The sequence below is a fragment of the Photobacterium sanguinicancri genome, assembly GCF_024346675.1.
GTDB lineage: Bacteria > Pseudomonadota > Gammaproteobacteria > Enterobacterales > Vibrionaceae > Photobacterium > Photobacterium sanguinicancri.
On the sequence record NZ_AP024850.1, the window covers coordinates 2102600 to 2121026 of the forward strand.

Sequence of the window (18427 nt, forward strand, 5' to 3'; positions counted from 1 at the left end):
AACGGGTCATACAATTATTCATTCCTTCAGGATCACCCCAAAGGCACATATCTAGGCGTAAAATACACACCATCTCTTTTTCAGTAAGATACAAGAAGAAAACGATAGTGGTAATTCGACCAACTCTTAGTTTGATAATAGCTAAAATCAATCAGTGAAAACAGGTTTGTCCTTACGATCGCCCCATTACGACCAATTGAAAACAACCAACTGGCTAGATTACATACGCTCGTACTCTAAATAAAAACAAAGATGAACAGCGTAGTATGTTGATGACACCAACTTAATAAGCATCAAGGCGCACTTTGTGCAACTAACAGCCATAAACAAGCGCTATTAATTTAAGCTGCTAATTACCAATCAATGAATGCCTGTAGATTATTGTTATATTATAACAATTACAACCCTTTAATTTATAGGGTTAAATTGAAAAGTCTAGCTATAGTGTTTTTCTACTCTTGGATGCATACATAAGCAAGAAGAAAAAATCGTAAAAAAAATCACCCCACCCATAATCACTAATAACCGTTGCCAGTCCTCTCCCATAGCAAGCCTGACACTCAACATGCCATAGGTGGTGTAAATCCAAAATAGTCCACCACTAAAGAGCGTTACTTGACATACACGTAAAATATAATGCTGTCGAATTAGCAGTAAAAGTGGGGATAATAATAAAACACCAAATGCAAAAAAATGACCAAACCGCAAACTATGGGCAGCCAGTAGCCACAAGCTAAGCACAATAGGAAGATATAGCATGACGGTAATCAAGGTGTTTTGTCGAGAGTGTCGATGAGAGTTAGAGGTAGTGTTCATGGTAAATCTCATGCAGGATAATAACATGTAATATATATACACCTTATTATCCTGTATCACGAGCGCTTTTCAAAAATAGATTGAGTTAATCAGCTATATTTGACGATCATCAATTTCGTCAGCAAGCTGAATAAGCCGTGTTAAAATACGCTCACCATCGGCTTTTAGTCCATTGTGTTCATATTCATTTGTTTCCCATGCTTTAGCGTTTTTCAATGTTGTGAGCGTTTCTTTGCTATACGCATATTCAACATACATATCTTCAAGGTAAACGGCGGCAGCAACTGGAACAGTATTGCGAGCTAACTGATCAACATCATACAACAGCGGCCAATCTGACTTTTCAGCTAATAAGTCCGCCGCGGCTTTTAATGGCTTTAAACATTCCAGCTGATCAAACATCCAAGGGAAAACCATTTCACCCGTGAAACAGAAGTCTTGCCCTTTTTGATAATGACATTGAGGGTATTGATCGCGAACACGATGCGCAGACCAAGCCGACGCCGTATGCTGGCAGTAAATCGATTCATGCAAAATCGCATAAATAGGATTAGTTTGGTAGGCCTGCTCCATCAGCATGCTATTTAAAAAGGCATAACTCAGCTCACGTTTATCATCTACTTCAACAAAGGCATCTTCAAGCAAGTAGTACATAGGGAGTTCAGCGCCGCTTCTGCCTAAATTAATCCCAATCAACTGAAATTGTTCAACGGTGAAATGTTGCCCATTAGGTAATAACACATGATTATCAACAAGGTAGTTCGCAATTTCATTACAGCGTTGCTGGGCAGAAGGAAAACGTGAAAAGAATTGTGCGTTCTTATCCAAAACACGTTGATATGTGGCCTGATACACATCATCAGCATGGCGTGTTAACGAAGCAAGCCCACCAGTAATAAAGGCCTGGGTAAGACTCTGAGGGTAATATGACAAATAATGGAGGGCACAAAATCCACCAAAGCTTTGTCCGAGTATCGACCACTGCTTCACTTTCAGAGCCTCACGAATAAACTCAGCATCACGTACAATATTATCCGCTCTAAATTGTGCTAGGTACGCCACTTGCTGATCAGTTGATTGACTGGCCAATGTTTGATGAGAAATAACCGTACTCTGCCCAGTACCGCGCTGATCAAGCAGCAACACACGGTATTCTTGTAGCGCACGCTTTAGCCAACCGCTATTGCTGTCTGGACGTGGCGAAGGGAAACCGGGGCCACCTTGTAAATATACCAACCAAGGCAAGTCAGTATCTTGTTGTTGCTTGGCAACAATCTCTCGCGCAAAGACAGTAATCGTCTTCTCTGAGGGATAATCGTAGTTAAGAGGGACTTCAAATGAATGCGGCCGATAAACAAGATCACCATCGATAAAAGTTGTTTGCACGTATTCCTCCGTGAAAAGTTAAAGTCATGTTGAGAATTTCTCGAGATAACCATCATATATCAAGCACCACAAGGACGCGAAAGCACATTTCCCCCATACGTAAAAACAGTTAACTTTGACGCTAAGCCCTTCAATTAGAGCAAGAAAAAGGTGGGCTTTTAATCAACTAATACGAAATTTGCCACTCGCAATTGTTATTTTTGTGAAAATCTCTAAAATTACGCCATCGAGAAAACTCGATCTAACGATTGAGTACGCCCCATTCAGTCTTACAGCACTGACGCTGTAAAAGACGCAGTAAAGGAAACATCATGATTCAAGTTGTTGGTCACAAGAACCCAGACAGTGATAGCATTTGTTCTGCACTTGTTGGTGCTGAACTTCTTAAAGCTCGCGGCCTAGAAGCGAAAGCTGTTCGTCAAGGCGAACTAAACCGTGAAACTCAGCACATCCTAAAAACTGCTGGTGTTGATCAACCAGAAATGTGTACTGGCGTTGCTGGCGAAAAAGTATGGTTAGTTGATTACTCTGATCTAGCACAAGCACCAGATGACATCGCTGATGCAGAAATCGTTGGTATTGTTGATCACCACCGCCTAGGTGATGTGATGACAGTTAACCCACTGGAAGCATGGATCTGGCCTGTTGGTTGTACTTGTACCATCATGTTCAACCTATTCAAGATGGAAGAAACTGAAATCACGCGTGAACTTGCAACACTGATGATGTCTGCAATTCTTAGTGACACTGTTGGTTTTGCTTCTCCAACTTGTACTCAAAAAGACAAAGATGCAGTAGCAGAGCTTGCTCCACTAGCGGGTGTTGAAGATCTTGATCTATTCATCAAAGAGCTTCTAATTGCTAAAACTGACATCCAAGGTCTATCTGCATCTGAACTTGTAGAGAAAGATCTTAAAGCATACCCATTCAAAGAGCGTAACGTTGTTGTTGGTCAAATCGAGCTAGCAACATTAGAGCAAGTTGACGCGATGATTGAAGAGCTAAACGCTGATCTACAACGTCGTTGTGACGAAGAAGGTCTAGCAATGGCAGCTCTAATGCTAACTGACATCACCACAAGCACAACTCGCCTACTTTACAAAGGTGAATGGAATGCAACTTTAGATACACACGCTAAAGATGGCATGCTAATGATGGCAGACACGCTAAGCCGTAAGAAACAAGGCTGGCCGTGGCTACAAACAGTACTTGCTTAATCTGCAAGCTATTGTAATAACATTAAAAAAGGAGCACATTGTGCTCCTTTTTGTTTAAGTGAATTTAGACACAATTTAGTCAGTAGGCATGCCTACGATGACTCATTGGAATTTTGAATCAGCTCTGCAAAATGACTCACAAACTCCCTTCCGACTACCTTTCCTTCACGGTAATCGACTTCTAAATCATCTTTGTCACTTAATAACGCTCGACTTTTTAGGCCCTTCTCAGGCGCAATTTGGATCACTTTCAAGCCGTCAGGTACGTTAGCCAGAAAATCACACTGTTCACGATAACTTTGATAATACTGCGTCAGCATTTCAATAACGTCAGCATTCTTACCTTTCCCAGTTAACTTTAAGAATCGCTCCATATTATTATGAGCAAGCCATTTCCAGCTACCGTTGTTTGTTTTGGTTAAACGCTTTTCTTTGTGGTTTTGCAAAAACAATTTCACTTTCTCTGGTAAATGAGAATTTGTTCTCAACTCATCAGAGAAATCAGCATCTTGTTGAACACTGTCTTCATCATCTAGCCTTTGCTTCCACAGCTGGAATCGCTGTGACAAGTCTGAATGTGCAGCTCGTAATTTACCAATCGATGGATTCCGATTAATTTTGTCGATGTAATCAGGAATCGACTGCTCAATTTTGTCACGCCAGTCATCGAACATATCATCCCATTCATCTTGCTCTTCTACTGGTTCAGTACGAATTACGATGACTAAATCAGCTCCACGACGCCATGCTTCTTGCACAGGCACAGCAGCACTAACGCCACCATCAACCCACTCAAGATCATTTATATTTACTGGCTGATTATAAAGGACGGGGATAGCGCAAGATGCTCTTAATACATTCTTCCAATCATCATCAAACATCGGTAAATAAATATCTTCTAACGTATCTTTTCGTGTTGTTGATGCTAGAGCAACGCGGTTGGTCAATACGGCTTTGGCTTTATCAATATCTAATGGAAGCGAGCCTGTTGGTGAAACACATTTCAGCGCCCAATCTAAGTCCATAGGCTTTTGCTGACTCAGGTACTTGTAGAGATTAAAAAAGTCATCTTGGGTCGTGTAGTTAACAATAAAGTTGTAGCCAAACCGAGGCTGACGGCTGATATAAGATGAGAGGTTTAATGCGCCAGCTGACGTACCAATATAAAGGTCAAAAGGGTCAAAACCAGCTTCTAAGAAGGCGTCAAATACACCAGCAGTAAAAATACCTCGCTGGCCTCCCCCCTGAACGACTAAAGCAATTTTCTTATACTCAATACCCGCTAATTGGCCGGTAATTTGATCTACTATATGTAAATCTGATTGTTTTAAACTAAATGATAAGCGATTTGTCATATCCAATACACGCAGTGCTATCAGAGGCTAAGTAACCAATATATCATCAATTATTGAATAAAGATGGAACGAGACACCATCAATGTCTCGTTTAATAAGAAGAGTGTATTTTGCGCATTTCCTACCGCAACGCAGTGACAATCAAAGCTATACAATTAAAGCGATTATGCCAAAACAGAAATAAATGAGAACGTTGCGACCACACCCAATGCAGCAGTAACAGCAACTAGTGCTAGTTTTAAATCAATATCCATAATCTAATCCCCTATACAACGTGATGTTTTAACATCTTTGTAACTCTAGTTTAGGCGCAGTTCAAGTTTAAGCGTGAATTATATGCGAGAAGTGCAGATTGCTGTCACAATATCGCTACAAATCAATACTAAATAGAAGGCATAACAATGCGATTACTCTCTCGTTATATCATTCCACTCAGTATCGTTTCCTGCTTCCCAATCAGCAGCTTAGCAAATACAGAAAAAATCTATGTTACACCTGCGATTGGCTACACCTACTCGGGCACAATGAAGAATGACGCAGGTGACAACATTTCCGTCAATCATGCTGCAAGCTATAACATTGCAGTCGAAACCGATATCGAACCTGGTCGAGTTGGCTTTTTCCTTAGCCATCAAAATACAGATACCGAAGAAGTGACGGGCAATAGTCAATTCACCTACCTCCACTTTCAAAGCTCCCTACGCTTTCAACCTACGCAACAACTAAAAAGTTACTTTGGCGCAAGCCTTGGTGGCACCTTTGTTAATGCATCGTGGTCTGAAAAAGATCTGTTCTTCTCTGGAGGCTTATTTGGCGGCATTGAATATGAGATGACTAAAAATGCAAGCATTGTCTTAGAAGGTAGGTGGCTGGCCAATGTTGTAAAAAGTAATACGACAGCTATCTGTACACTGCCAACAGGGAATGAAACATGTAAGATCTCTATCGATTCAAACTTATTTAGCCAGTTTCAAACCAATCTAGGGATGCAGTTTTCTTTCTGATTTTTGTGAATAATTTTTCATTTGGCTGAAAATATCACTGTTTGTCGTACCGAGTGCGGTCTCATACTGATTTCTGGTGGTTTTACAGCCAATAACACTCAAACTGAAAATAAAATATATCGCTAGATATGAGCCCCCCACTAGTGATTTAAACCAGAATGTATTTTTATGCATGGAATCACTGCCAAATCAACTCCCCCTTGCAATAGTTAACACTAAAGCCCAACCTTGTTAACAAAGTTACACTCTATTGCTTTACATTTTTTCTCTCGTTACTCTCGGTATATCAACACGGTTTAACAATCCATAAATCGTGTACAAAAATGGAAATAATCAGCATTTTTCTCTAGATTTTATTTACGAAATAGAGAATAGCAGTACAAAAGGAGTTGTTTATGAAGAGAGAACAATGGGGCTCACGCGCTGGATTCATTCTTGCCGCGGTAGGCTCAGCCATCGGATTGGGTAACATCTGGCGTTTCCCATACATGGCTTATGAAAACGGCGGTGGCGCATTTTTTATTCCTTACCTTTTTGCCATGCTTTCTGCCGGTATCCCTTTCATGATTATGGAATTCAGCCTTGGTCATAAATTACGTGGTGCTGCACCGCGAGCTTTTTCAAAGCTGGGCGGAAAACTTGAATGGCTTGGTTGGTTCCAAGTATTTATTGCTGCCATTATCGCGGTTTATTACGTCGCTATTATTGGTTGGGCTATTTCTTATCTTGGTTACTCGTTTACACAAAGCTGGGGCGCAGACACTAACGCCTTCTTCTTCAGCGAGTACCTGCAACTGGGTGACAACTCACCAAGTAATCTAGGTAGCCTTCAGCTACACATTGCAATTCCTATGGTACTGGCTTGGGGTATTACGTTTGCCGCTATCTTTACCGGTGTAAAAGGCGGTATCGAACGTGCATCTAAAATCATGATGCCACTACTCTTTTTGATGGTTGTGGGACTCATTGGCCGAGTGCTATTCCTACCAGGTGCTATGGATGGTCTTAATTACTTGTTCCAACCTGATTTCAGTAAGATTCTAGACGCCAAAGTATGGTCTGCAGCGTACGGTCAGATCTTCTTTACGCTAAGTGTCGGCTTTGCAATCATGATTGCTTACTCCAGCTACTTGCCTGAAAAATCTGACATTAATAATAACGCCTTCATGACGGTATTAATTAACTGTGGTTTCTCTATCACTGCGGGTGTCTTGATTTTCGGTGTACTAGGCTACATGGCTCAAGAACAAGCTAAACCGATAACAGAGGTAGTTTCAGCAGGTGTCGGTTTGGCCTTCGTGACCATTCCAGCAGCGATTAATCTACTTCCAGCACCTTATATCCTTGGTCCATTGTTCTTCTTTGCGTTAGTTGTGGCGGGGCTTAGCTCTCACATCTCCATCATTGAAGCAGTGACATCGGCCATTATTGACAAACTAAACTGGAGCCGTAAAAAAGCCGCATCCGTGGTGTGTGGTACAGGTTTCGTTGTATCGCTAGCCTTTGCTACCAACGGTGGTCTATTGCTACTAGATTTGGTGGACTACTTCATCAATAACGTAGCACTGCTTGCAAGCTGCTTGGTTGAACTGATTGTTATTGCATGGCTATTTAAAATTTCAGATATACGTGATTACGTGAACAAAATTTCTGAATTCAGCATTGGTAAATGGTTCGAAATCTGTCTTCGTTTCCTAAGCCCTGCAATGCTAGCCATTATTCTGGCAACAAACTTGGTCAACACCTTTACCGACGGCTACGGTGGCTACGCAACATCTGACCTATTAATGCTAGGTTGGGGACTGGTAGCAGCAATGTTTATCGTCGCTGTCATCATTAACGTGACATCTAAACCCGTAATCCAAAAGGAGGCTTAATATGACTACAGGTGCAATCATCATGATGCTATTCGGCCTTGGGATCACATGGGGAGGCGCAGCTTACTGCATCTCTGTAGCGATGAAGAAAAATCGCCAATAATCTAGCTTCATCTAGAAACAATAAAGAGGCTCACTTTTGAGCCTCTTTTTATTTGTATCGACGATTAACACTAAGGAATGCCAAACCCGTATCATTTTAATAAAGAATTCTTTTCTTTCTGTCAATCAAGCCATTACAATCAAACAAATACCAAGCGCACCTCCAACACGTGCTATATGGTCAATAATAACAATGACTTTCTCAAGGATTGGCAATGAAGTTACCTGCTCTACTACTCTCTTTAGCCTTAGTACCTACAACAGCTATGGCGGCTAGCGATACCTGCTTAAGCAATAAATATCACCAGTATATTGATGCTTCTTTGTCATGGTACGAAAGCCTAGTTACCCTATCAGTCCAAAAAGACAAGAACCTACAAGAAGTTGGCCAATGGTTTTTAGATGGGCGTAAACACCACTTTGAACTGAATCGCCAGGCATTTGATTGGTTCTTAGAAAATGATCAGTCTCGCTTAGATTTTTCTCAATCTGTCGAATCTTGGTTGAAGCTTTCTCAACAAGACGTTAAAGCCATTGCGCAGCAAGATGATGAGTTAGGTAAATTTGCTAAACAGGCATTTGATGATCGTCAAAGTACACCACATGCAAAAAACTACGAGTTACGTAGTGCTTTTGCTGATCTACTTTCACATCCTGGTGATATTGAGAAGCCATTAAATGCTTACAATGAAAAAATCACTAAGATTGAAAGTATCGAATGTAAATAATTGATCCAACTAGGCCACCACCCCGTATAATTGTCATAGCTGTTTGTATTCTTACAACTAATAAGAATACAAACCTCTTTGGGCATGATGCCCTCATACTGTGATAACAAGGATGTTATATGAAAAGATACTCGCTTATCTGCCTCGCTGTCATATCAGCATCAAGTTATGCTGGCAGACCCAATATGGATTGGGAGCCTGGTTTTGGCGGTGAAATATCCGTTATTACGGGTTATACGCGCTCAACCTCACAATTTAATACTGATAACAAAACACTCTCTTCCCCCAATGAGAAAGCGTCGACCCAAGATAGCTTTCTTATTGCACCGCTCGGCACGCTGAATTACACATTCGAATCTGCCGACCAGCAAATCTTCTTTGGTACTCGTCGTTCTGATATTGCGCTAGGGCGCTTTCATTTAGAACTCGGATTCCGCCAAAAGTTTGAAGACACAGGCACATTCAGTTTTAGTTTCGTTCCTGGCTTGTTAAAGCAAAAAACATGGGCCGATCCCTTTATCTTGAATGATGAACGTGAAGAAACCAAAGTCAAAACTCGTGCACTGCGTCTAACCGCAGAAAAAATTATGGGCTCGAATTTTTCTGGTGAGCTTGCGGTAGGTCACCAAAGTTATGGCGATGAAAAAAGCGGGTTCGCTAACTTCAGCAAGCAAGATCAAGCATTGCTCGATCGTGATGCTAACATTTTGTTTGCTCAAGGCTCCTACAGCCAATTCATAGGTCGAGGCATGATGCTACGCGGCGCAGTAAACTACACTCGCGTTGATAGCGAAGGTGAAGCTATGGCCCACACTATCTATGGTGGTGAAGCCAGCCTTATACAATTATTCCGTTCATCTAGCTTTGCATTCACCGTTAGCTATGATCACGCCGCATTTGATACTGCTAACCCTGTGTTTAATAAAGAACAAAAAGACAACCGCTGGGGGGCTTTCTTAGCATACGAATATCGCCAACCTTTCGGGTGGAAAGATTGGTCTGCAGTTTCGCTGCTTGGCTACAATCAATCGCAGTCCAATATAACCTTCTATGATGAAGATAGTTTGCTGGTAAGCGTAGGCTTAAACTACAAGTTTTGAGTAAATAACCAGCGATTTAACCTTAATTACACCCTCCCCCCCTATTTATGAAAAATAAGTTTTGTGGGAGTTTGTGGCGAATATGTTATAAGTAAGGAAATTTTTCAGTTAGAAAGCGTATGGTAGTGGATAACCGACAAGCAGACGCGTCGTTAGCATCGATGCATCGCATTTTTACAGTGCCCGAAGCACCCGACTCAACGCTGGGTGCCATTGAGCTGGACATTTCCCAGAACCTCAATGAATTTCTCCGTCACCACATTGCGGCGGTAGAAAAACCTTTGGCCGAAATTGAGAAGGATTTCTCAAGCGCTGATATTCCCGAAACACCGAGTTTTGTTTCCGATCACACCCAATTTTTATTAGACAAGTTAGTGGCGCAATCGGTGCATACTTCTGCACCAAGTTTTATTGGTCACATGACTTCGGCATTACCCTACTTCTTAATGCCGCTATCAAAAATCATGATTGGTCTGAACCAAAACCTAGTGAAGATCGAAACCTCTAAAGCCTTCACACCATTAGAGCGTCAAGTGCTTGGGATGATGCATAATCTAATTTATGACCAAGCAGACGATTTCTACACCCAGTGGATGCACAGTGCCAACCACTCTTTGGGATCATTCTGTTCAGGTGGCACAATCGCTAATATCACTGCACTTTGGGTTGCCCGTAATAACGTACTGAAAGCAGATGGTGAATTCCGTGGCGTCGCACAAGAAGGTCTATTCCGTGCGATGAAGCACTACGGCTATGAAGATCTCGCTATTTTAGTCTCAGAGCGTGGCCACTACTCCTTGAAGAAAGCCGCTGACGTATTAGGTATTGGTCGTGACTGTGTTATCCCTATCAAAACTGATGAAAATAACCGTATTCGTACCGACGATCTAACTAAAACGTTAGCTGAGCTTGAAACTAAACGTATCAAACCTATTGCGATTATTGGGGTAGCTGGTACGACGGAGACTGGTAATATCGATCCCCTTGATGAACTCGCCTCTATTGCTGAACAGCACCAATGTCATTTCCATGTGGATGCAGCTTGGGGTGGCGCGACATTAATGTCGAATAAGTATCGTCATTTACTCAAAGGGATTGAACGCGCAGACTCTGTTACTATCGATGCGCATAAACAGCTCTATGTCCCTATGGGCGCTGGCATGGTTATTTTCAAAAACCCAGCCTCAATGACATCTATCGAACATCATGCAGAATACATACTACGTAAGGGCTCGAAAGATTTGGGTAGTCATACCCTTGAAGGTTCTCGTAGTGGTATGGCAATGTTGTTATTTGCTAGCCTCAATATTATAAGTCGCCCAGGGTATGAATTACTGATCAACGCCAGTATTGAAAAAGCTGAGTACTTTGCTGATCTAATCAACCAGCAAGATGATTTTGAATTAGTCACTGAACCCGAATTGTGTCTACTGACTTATCGTTACGTACCTAAAGCCACCCAGCAAGCTTTATTACTCGCGACAGATGATGAACGTAATACATTACTAGAAGCACTCAATGACTTGACGCAGTTCATTCAAAAACGTCAGCGCGAATCAGGCAAGTCTTTTGTCTCTCGTACACGTATTCATCCAAAGCAATGGCAACGTAAAATAACGACTGTCTTTCGTGTTGTATTAGCGAATCCTCTTACTAGTCACGACATCTTACATGCCGTACTAAAGGAGCAAAGAATACTCGCGCAAGACAGTGAAATAAGCCTGCCTGCAATCAAAACATTGAGCCAAACTATTCTTAAACGCCATAAAGAGTGAGCATTTTCACCATAAAATCAGTATCACTCAGCTCGGCTGAGTGGTACTTGGTGTTTTAATATACGAATAAACAGAAAAAAAATTTAAAAATTTATTTACCCACCCAATGAATCGCCCAATTTTCAATCAACTTCCCTTCACAGTTACTCATTTAATCGCTATTCCTAATACATAACCACTGCCATTTCTCTCAAAACTTAGCGTGACGGAATGAGATCTATGTCGCTCTGCGATTAGAAAGTAAACAACTGCTGTATCAATTACATACAGGCGAGATCTGTGTCACATTTATTACTCATTAATAAGCCGTAATATAAATTGATCATTATCAATAAAAGTGCAGATTAGCGCGCACAAAAAAGCCGCTATACAGTGTATAACGGCTCAAATATGAAAATTTATGAATATTTCAATCAACACAAATCAATAACTTGCATAACGAAATAAACCAACGTTTAGTCACCAGCAAACATGTAACCTTCACCGTGAACTGTCACGAAAATTTGTGGGTTTTTAGGGTCAGCTTCCATCTTAGATCGCATGCGTCGAATCAACACATCGATAGTGCGATCATTAGGTGCTTCAACACGATGGCTAAGCATGTTTAAAATACGATCGCGGCTTAAAACCACATTAGGGTGCGATGAAAATGCCACCAATAACTCATATTCAGCTTTAGTTAATTTAACAGGTACGCCGTTATGGGTTAGTGCTCGTTTATTGATGTCGAACTGCCATTCGCCAAAGCGAATAATGCTGTCTTCTTGTAACTCTACAACAGCCTCATCTCTTGCCTTTTCGACCAGAGAGATGCGCCACAGCAGGTTTTTAACGCGAACTAGCAGTTCACGGAGCTCAAAAGGCTTAGTTACATAATCGTCGGCACCCATCTCTAGCCCAACGATTTTATCGATGCTATCTGTTCGACCAGTAACAAGAATAATACCGACTTCTGAGCGGCTACGAAGCTCGCGTGTCAGCATTAAACCATCTTCACCTGGCAAATTGATATCAAGCATTACAAGGTCAATTTTTTCGCTAGCCATAATGTCACGCATTTGCGTTCCACTCTCAGCCTGACTTACCTTGTAACCCTCATTTTCAAAGTAACCCACCAGCTTAGTACGGGTCACAATCTCGTCTTCTACAACAAGTACGTGATGGCTCATTTCTATCTCTTTTCTAATTATTTGGCTGTCTTGAATACGGTAGCATAACAACTGAACCATTAATAACTTTACATAATTCAGCTTTAACTGTTAACGCCCGCCCTTAACCTTATTCACATCGTGTCTTTAAGATTAAACCATAAAAATTTATACGTCACTGCCACTTAACAGTGACATCATTCTTTAATGGAATCATCCACTATGAAAAAACTTTGGCAAAAGTTGATCAAACCTAGCAGCAAGCTTTCTATTCTTGCACTGGTTTTGGTCGGTATCGGTATCACCCTAGCGGGCACCTTCGTGGTACACAAAGGCTTCGAGGTTACTTCGACTATCGAATTCTGTACTTCGTGCCACACCATGGAGCAAAACTACGAAGAGTACAAAGAAACTGTTCACTTCAAAAATGCTTCAGGTGTTCAAGCAGTTTGTACTGATTGCCACCAGCCAAAAGATTTCCCTGGTAAAGTATTCCGTAAATTGGAAGCAGCTAAAGATCTATACCACCACTTCATTACAGGCAAAATTGATACGCCTGAAAAATTCGAAGATCATCGTCTTGAAATGGCACAAGCCGTTTGGAGCCGTATGAGCAGCCAAAACTCTAAAACATGTAAAAGCTGTCACTCATACGATGATATGGATCACAGCAAACAATCTGCTAAAGCCGCTATGGAAATGAAAAAAGCAGCAGCAGAAAACATGAACTGTATTGAATGTCACAAAGGTATTGCACACGAACTGCCAAACATGGCGGGTGGCTTCCAAAAAGACTTCGAAGTACTGCAAGCTACTGCTAACAGTCAAGGTGCTACTGCTGAGAAACTATATTCTCTTGGCGAAAAAGACCTATACGCTGTTGCTGACGCTGCAAGTAAAGCAGAAGGTAAACTTCTTCCTGCATCTGAAGTAACGGTTCTTGAACGCAAAGACGACATGGTTAAAGTTCAAATCGACGGTTGGCTAGAAAAAGCAGGTAAAGGCCGTGTAATGACTGAGTACATGGGCAAACGTGTATTCAAAGCAACTATCCGTGGCGACGTTAAAGCAACTGAGCAACTGATTGAAGAGAAGACTGACTCTGCGACTGACATCGTATGGCAGCACGTTTCTGTTCAAGCATGGGTAACAAGCGCTGATCTTATCGACAACATTCAGCCAATCTGGAACTACGCAGAAGGTATGTACGCATCAACGTGTAACGCATGTCACGCGGCTCCAGACCCAGCTCACTTCACTGCTAACGGTTGGATTTCTGGCCTGAATGCAATGAGCGCTTACTACCGTCTAAGCAAAACTGAAGAACGTACCCTACTTAAGTATCTTCAGAACCACGGTAAAGACACTGGCGGCGCTGGCGCACACTAATTCCCGATAGGCGGAAGGTATCCCTTCCGCCACATCCACAGAATTTAAAATAATTAAAGGATTCTCCAATTATGGCGACTCAAATTCTAAACAAAGGCATCTCACGCCGTCGTTTCCTTTCGGGAATGGTTGCAGCAAGTGCAGCATCAGTAGTGGGTACCAGCCTACTTGCACCACGCAATGCAATGGCTGCAACTGAATCACAAGCTAAATTCACAGGCGACGTACTGTCTGGTTCTCACTGGGGTGCATTCCGCGCTAAAGTTGTTGACGGTGTTTGGGTAAGTACTACTCCTTTTGAAAAGGATAACCACCCTACTCACATGATCGACGGCGTACGTGAAGTGGTTTATAACCCTGCACGTGTTAAATACCCAATGGTACGTATCGATTGGCTAAAACACGGTTACAAGTCTGACACTACTCAACGTGGTGACAACCGTTTTGTTCGTGTGCCATGGTCTCAAGCACTTGACTTCTTCTACCATGAAATGGAACGCGTTCAGAACAACTTCGGCCCAAGCGCACTGTACGCAGGTCACACAGGTTGGCAGTCAGTAGGTAAACTGCACTCTGCAGGTACTATGATGAGCCGCGCTGTTGGTCTACACGGTACTTACCTAGGTAAAATGGGTGACTACTCAACGGGCGCTGCACAAGTTATTCTTCCTTACGTTGCTGGTGCAATGGAAGTATACGAACAGCAAACGTCTTGGCCGCTAGTGCTTGAGCACTCAGATACTATCGTTATCTGGGGTTCAGACCCAATCAAAAACCTACAAGTAGGTTGGTTGGTTCCAGATCACAGCCCTTACGCGTACTATCAGCAACTTGCTGATAAAGTGAAAAACAAAGAAATTAAAGTTATTCACGTTGATCCAGTACGTTCAGAAACAATGAAGTATGTTGGTGGTGATCAGGTTCCTGTTAACCCACAAACTGACCTTCCATTGATGCTTGCTGTTGCGCACACTCTGTATACTGAAAACCTATACAACAAAGAGTTCATCGCAGACTACACAACAGGCTTCAAGAAGTTCACTCCTTACCTTATGGGTGAGACTGATGGTGTTGAGAAAACGCCGGAGTGGGCAGAGAAAATCTGTGGCATCAAAGCTGACGATATTCGTGCACTAGCTCGCCAAATGGCATCTGGTCGTACTCAAATCATCGGTGGTTGGTGTCTACAACGTATGCAACACGGTGAGCAATACGCGTGGATGCTAGTTGTTGTTGCAGCAATGCTTGGTCAAATCGGTCTACCTGGTGGTGGTTTCGGTTTCGGCTGGCACTACAATGACGCTGGTTCTATTACGTCTAACGGCCCACTAATGTCTGGTTTCAGCGGCGTAACAGGCGTTGACCCAATCCACAACGGTTCTTACAACGGTTACTCAACGTACATCCCTGTTGCACGTTTTGTCGATTGTATCGATAACCCCGGTAAAACCATCCAGTGGAACGGTCACGACATTAAGTTCCCTGAAATGAAGATGGCTATCTTCTGTGGTAACAACCCATTCCATCACCACCAAGATCGTAACAAAATGATCAAAGCGTGGCGTAAACTGGAAACTGTTGTTTCTATCGAGCACCAATGGACGGCAACATGTCGTTTTGCGGATATCGTACTGCCTGCAACCACTACGCACGAGCGTAATGACATCGAGCAATACGGTAACCACTCAAACGCAGGTATCATCGCACTTCCTAAAGTGGTTGAGCCAATGTTTGAAGCGAAAGATGACTTCGAAATCTTCCGTGAGCTTTGTCGCCGTTACGACCGTGAAGAAGCATTCACAGGTGGTAAGACACAAATGGAATGGATTGAAGAGATCTACAACGGTGCGCGTCTACAAGGCCGTGGCCTAGGTGTTCGTATGCCTAACTTCAAGAAGTTCTGGGAAGGTGAAGGTTTCATCGACTTCCCTGCGGGTAACGAATGGGTACGTCACGAATCATTCCGTAAAGAACCAGATCTAGAGCCTCTAGGTACTGCTTCAGGTCTGATTGAGATCTACTGTAAGACTATCGCAGATATGGGCTACGACGACTGTCAAGGTCACCCAATGTGGTTTGAGAAGAAAGAACGTAGCCACGGTGGCCCTCGTTCTGACGCATTCCCACTGCACTTACAGAGCTGTCACCCGAACCACCGTCTGCACTCGCAGCTATGTTCTTCAACAGAACTACGCGCGACTTACGCAGTAGCGGATCGCGAGCCAATCTACATCAACACTAAAGATGCAGCGGCACGTGGTATCAAATCTGGTGACGTAGTACGCGTATTCAACGACCGTGGCCAAGTGCTTGCTGGTGCCGTTGTTACAGACGATTACTCACAAGGTGTTTGTCGTATCGAAGAAGGTGCATGGTACAGCCCACTAGAAGGTGGCAAGCCAGGTACTATCTGTACTTACGGTGATCCAAACGTACTGACGCAAGATATTGGTTCTTCTAAACTTGCACAGGCAACTTCAGCGCACTCAGCGATTGTAAATATCGAGAAGTACACCGGTGTTGTTCCTGCGGTAACTGGCTTCCACGGCCCGTCAGAAGTAACAGATATCGATCCTCTATTCCCTGCTATGAAAGCATAATACAGGTGACGTGTGGCTCTTTATGAGCCACACAGACTTGATGAAGGTAGCTTGAATGAGCTACCTTTATTTTTCTAGTTAAAACCTATTCACATACAAGACGTTATCATTGTCTGAGTAATAAACACTGTATGTGAATATGTTTTCCTAAATAAGCCCTACCCTACGAGCTTGTTTAAAACCGTCTTGGAGTAACCATGCAAGAACTGATTGCCTTCAACGAACAACGTGCTGAAATTTACTGGTGGATGTCTTCACTACTGGCACGCGAACTAACGAACGAAGATCTAGAGCAATACTACGGTGGCGAGATGTACACCTTCTTGTCTGGCCTAGGCATGACAGATGAGTTAAAAGCACCTGTTGAAGCCTTCCGTGAAGCAATTACACGCGTACAAAGCCGCGAAGACGTACAGCTAGAGCTTGCTGCCGATTTCTGTGGCTTGTTCCTAAGTACCCCAAAATCTGGCGCGCTACCGTATGCGTCTATGTACATTGGTGAATCTGGCCTTTTGAACGACAAGCCAGCTCAAGAAATGAATGCTCTATTCAGCCAATACGAGATAGCACAGCGTAAAGAATTCAATGAGCCTGCTGACCATGTGGCGATTGAGCTCGACTTCCTTGGAAACTTAATCATCCTTGCGAACCAGCAAGATGACGCAGAAAAACATGAAGAAGCGATGCAAGCTCAACTAAGCTTTATTAATGAACACCTAATGACATGGCTACCGCTATTCGTTAAAGAATGTAATACACGTGACAAGTTTGGCTTCTATGCTGCTGCTGTTAACTTGTTACTTGCGTTTTGCCAACTTGACTTGGCATTTCTGCAAGGCGAAGAATAAACCCGAATAATAAGTCCTCGCGGCTAACAAAGTGATTTCACCAATCACTGATCGTAGAAATCATTGATCGTAGTAATCGCTGATTTTTATAATCAAGTTACGTCGCGACACTATCTCCTTTGCTGGCAATTGGATTGCCAGCTTTTTTCGCCCTACCCACGACAAGCAGTACCAACTAATACTCAACAACCGCAGATCAACAACCATCCCCAGCTAAAAACCTTCTTAATATTGCTTATTCAGTTAACAGTCAGCCTAACTAACAGAACACTGACAAATGCCAAACCAGAATCCGTCATTTTATTCACACGCTAATTATTCACTCTAAGAACAAGCCTAGGACACGACATATTAGGTCACGCTACTTATTGATATTTCTGCAATAAAGAGCATGCTTATTATGGCTATGGCAATGATTTCAACAACAATACAGGTGACACAATGACTGATTCTCGTATCTTTACTTCGCATTTTGTTAAATCAATCGGTGCCGTATTACTTATCACAGCATCAACACTTAGCTTCACCGCCACCGCCAGCCCTGTCGCTGCAAATTCTTATACCGAACAGCAACGTATCGCGAATGAAGTCGGTGTTATCCAGCAAGAACTGGCCGCTATTAAACAAGAAACCTTGCAAGCTAACCCTGATTTACGCCAGCAACAACTCGATTTTGAAAAAGCATTCGAAGCTAAGGCCGATCAAGTCGGCTATGACCCTGACGCATTCATGGCTAAAGCAAAAGAAATTCAAGATGAATTGCGCTCATCAGAGACAACGCAAGAACAACAAGCCGAATTATTAGAAGAATTCGGCCACGCTAAATCAGTATTGGCAAAGCAACGAGAAGCCATCATGAGCGACACTGCGCTTATGGATCAGGAAGAAGAGCTACGTAAGGCGACCTATACCGCAATGGCTAAACAAGACCCGAAAACAAAAGACTTGTTTGGCGATTTAGATCAGTTGCTAAAGAAAATGCAATAAGAACGGCGTTTAAATACCAATCTGTACCATTTGCTGAATCCACAAAAAAAAGCCCACACAGTGAATCTCACTGTGTGGGCTTTTTATCTATTAAA

15 protein-coding genes are annotated in these 18427 nt (G+C 42.6%); 11 read left to right on the forward strand and 4 right to left on the reverse strand.

The window, feature by feature from the left end:
- Positions 1–909 precede the first annotated feature (909 nt).
- A complete protein-coding gene (locus OCU87_RS10050) occupies positions 910–2202 on the reverse strand; it encodes an alpha/beta hydrolase (protein ID WP_261857035.1) in 1293 nt (430 codons plus the stop codon).
- A gap of 311 nt (positions 2203–2513) precedes the next feature.
- Here OCU87_RS10050 and OCU87_RS10055 point away from each other — a divergent pair, with 311 nt between their 5' ends.
- Entirely contained in the window at positions 2514–3419 is a 906-nt protein-coding gene (locus tag OCU87_RS10055; RefSeq protein ID WP_261857036.1) for a manganese-dependent inorganic pyrophosphatase, read from the forward strand.
- A 92-nt stretch (positions 3420–3511) separates the two neighbouring features.
- On the opposite strand, the gene OCU87_RS10060 is transcribed toward OCU87_RS10055, so the two are convergent.
- Positions 3512–4774, reverse strand: a complete 1263-nt coding sequence (locus OCU87_RS10060) for a patatin-like phospholipase family protein (protein WP_261857037.1) — start codon at positions 4772–4774, stop codon at positions 3512–3514.
- Between the two features lie 164 nt (positions 4775–4938).
- Positions 4939–5028: a cytochrome bd-I oxidase subunit CydH gene (cydH, locus tag OCU87_RS10065; RefSeq protein WP_157072620.1), complete on the reverse strand. Its 90-nt coding sequence runs from the start codon at positions 5026–5028 to the stop codon at positions 4939–4941.
- A gap of 147 nt (positions 5029–5175) precedes the next feature.
- Between cydH and OCU87_RS10070 the strand changes: the two genes are divergently transcribed.
- The 6 genes from OCU87_RS10070 (at position 5176) to panP (ending at position 11360) form a co-directional block, all read left to right on the forward strand.
- Positions 5176–5778: a porin family protein gene (locus OCU87_RS10070; RefSeq protein WP_261857038.1), complete on the forward strand. Its 603-nt coding sequence runs from the start codon at positions 5176–5178 to the stop codon at positions 5776–5778.
- A 395-nt stretch (positions 5779–6173) separates the two neighbouring features.
- Entirely contained in the window at positions 6174–7655 is a 1482-nt protein-coding gene (locus OCU87_RS10075) for a sodium-dependent transporter (protein ID WP_062690530.1), read from the forward strand.
- Position 7656: 1 nt separating this feature from the next.
- Positions 7657–7758 (forward strand): MetS family NSS transporter small subunit, encoded by a 102-nt coding sequence (locus OCU87_RS10080; RefSeq protein ID WP_141226244.1) that lies wholly within the window; start codon positions 7657–7659, stop codon positions 7756–7758.
- A gap of 214 nt (positions 7759–7972) precedes the next feature.
- Positions 7973–8485, forward strand: coding sequence for a hypothetical protein (locus OCU87_RS10085; RefSeq protein ID WP_094957406.1), 513 nt, complete (start codon positions 7973–7975; stop codon positions 8483–8485).
- Between the two features lie 119 nt (positions 8486–8604).
- Complete coding sequence (locus OCU87_RS10090) at positions 8605–9585, forward strand: DUF2860 domain-containing protein (protein WP_261857039.1); 981 nt, start codon at positions 8605–8607, stop codon at positions 9583–9585.
- Between the two features lie 119 nt (positions 9586–9704).
- Positions 9705–11360 carry a pyridoxal-dependent aspartate 1-decarboxylase PanP gene (gene panP, locus OCU87_RS10095; RefSeq protein WP_062690528.1) on the forward strand — a complete coding sequence of 552 codons (1656 nt, stop codon included), beginning with the start codon at positions 9705–9707 and terminating at the stop codon, positions 11358–11360.
- Positions 11361–11815: 455 nt separating this feature from the next.
- Here the strand turns inward: panP and torR are convergent, their stop codons facing one another.
- Positions 11816–12529, reverse strand: coding sequence for a two-component system response regulator TorR (gene torR, locus OCU87_RS10100; RefSeq protein WP_062690527.1), 714 nt, complete (start codon positions 12527–12529; stop codon positions 11816–11818).
- A gap of 201 nt (positions 12530–12730) precedes the next feature.
- On the opposite strand from torR, the gene torC reads away from it, so the two are divergent.
- From torC to OCU87_RS10120, 4 genes are all read left to right on the forward strand, one after another.
- The gene (gene torC / locus OCU87_RS10105; protein WP_062690526.1) at positions 12731–13897 is read left to right on the forward strand and encodes a pentaheme c-type cytochrome TorC; all 1167 of its coding nucleotides are present in this window, start codon (positions 12731–12733) and stop codon (positions 13895–13897) included.
- 71 nt (positions 13898–13968) lie between these two features.
- Positions 13969–16497, forward strand: a complete 2529-nt coding sequence (gene torA / locus OCU87_RS10110) for a trimethylamine-N-oxide reductase TorA (protein ID WP_062690525.1) — start codon at positions 13969–13971, stop codon at positions 16495–16497.
- A 197-nt stretch (positions 16498–16694) separates the two neighbouring features.
- Positions 16695–17345 carry a molecular chaperone TorD gene (torD, locus tag OCU87_RS10115; protein WP_261857040.1) on the forward strand — a complete coding sequence of 217 codons (651 nt, stop codon included), beginning with the start codon at positions 16695–16697 and terminating at the stop codon, positions 17343–17345.
- 441 nt (positions 17346–17786) lie between these two features.
- Positions 17787–18332: a hypothetical protein gene (locus OCU87_RS10120; protein WP_261857041.1), complete on the forward strand. Its 546-nt coding sequence runs from the start codon at positions 17787–17789 to the stop codon at positions 18330–18332.
- Positions 18333–18427: the final 95 nt, after the last annotated feature.

Excerpts from the sequence above, each read along its gene's own strand:
- OCU87_RS10055 (WP_261857036.1), top strand. The coding sequence starts at position 2,514 with ATGATTCAAGTTGTTGGTCACAAGAACCCAGACAGTGATAGCATTTGT.
- OCU87_RS10060 (WP_261857037.1), bottom strand. The coding sequence starts at position 4,774 with ATGACAAATCGCTTATCATTTAGTTTAAAACAATCAGATTTACATATA.
- cydH (WP_157072620.1), bottom strand. The coding sequence starts at position 5,028 with ATGGATATTGATTTAAAACTAGCACTAGTTGCTGTTACTGCTGCATTG.
- OCU87_RS10070 (WP_261857038.1), top strand. The coding sequence starts at position 5,176 with ATGCGATTACTCTCTCGTTATATCATTCCACTCAGTATCGTTTCCTGC.
- OCU87_RS10075 (WP_062690530.1), top strand. The coding sequence starts at position 6,174 with ATGAAGAGAGAACAATGGGGCTCACGCGCTGGATTCATTCTTGCCGCG.
- OCU87_RS10080 (WP_141226244.1), top strand. The coding sequence starts at position 7,657 with ATGACTACAGGTGCAATCATCATGATGCTATTCGGCCTTGGGATCACA.
- OCU87_RS10085 (WP_094957406.1), top strand. The coding sequence starts at position 7,973 with ATGAAGTTACCTGCTCTACTACTCTCTTTAGCCTTAGTACCTACAACA.
- OCU87_RS10090 (WP_261857039.1), top strand. The coding sequence starts at position 8,605 with ATGAAAAGATACTCGCTTATCTGCCTCGCTGTCATATCAGCATCAAGT.
- panP (WP_062690528.1), top strand. The coding sequence starts at position 9,705 with ATGGTAGTGGATAACCGACAAGCAGACGCGTCGTTAGCATCGATGCAT.
- torR (WP_062690527.1), bottom strand. The coding sequence starts at position 12,529 with ATGAGCCATCACGTACTTGTTGTAGAAGACGAGATTGTGACCCGTACT.
- torC (WP_062690526.1), top strand. The coding sequence starts at position 12,731 with ATGAAAAAACTTTGGCAAAAGTTGATCAAACCTAGCAGCAAGCTTTCT.
- torA (WP_062690525.1), top strand. The coding sequence starts at position 13,969 with ATGGCGACTCAAATTCTAAACAAAGGCATCTCACGCCGTCGTTTCCTT.
- torD (WP_261857040.1), top strand. The coding sequence starts at position 16,695 with ATGCAAGAACTGATTGCCTTCAACGAACAACGTGCTGAAATTTACTGG.
- OCU87_RS10120 (WP_261857041.1), top strand. The coding sequence starts at position 17,787 with ATGACTGATTCTCGTATCTTTACTTCGCATTTTGTTAAATCAATCGGT.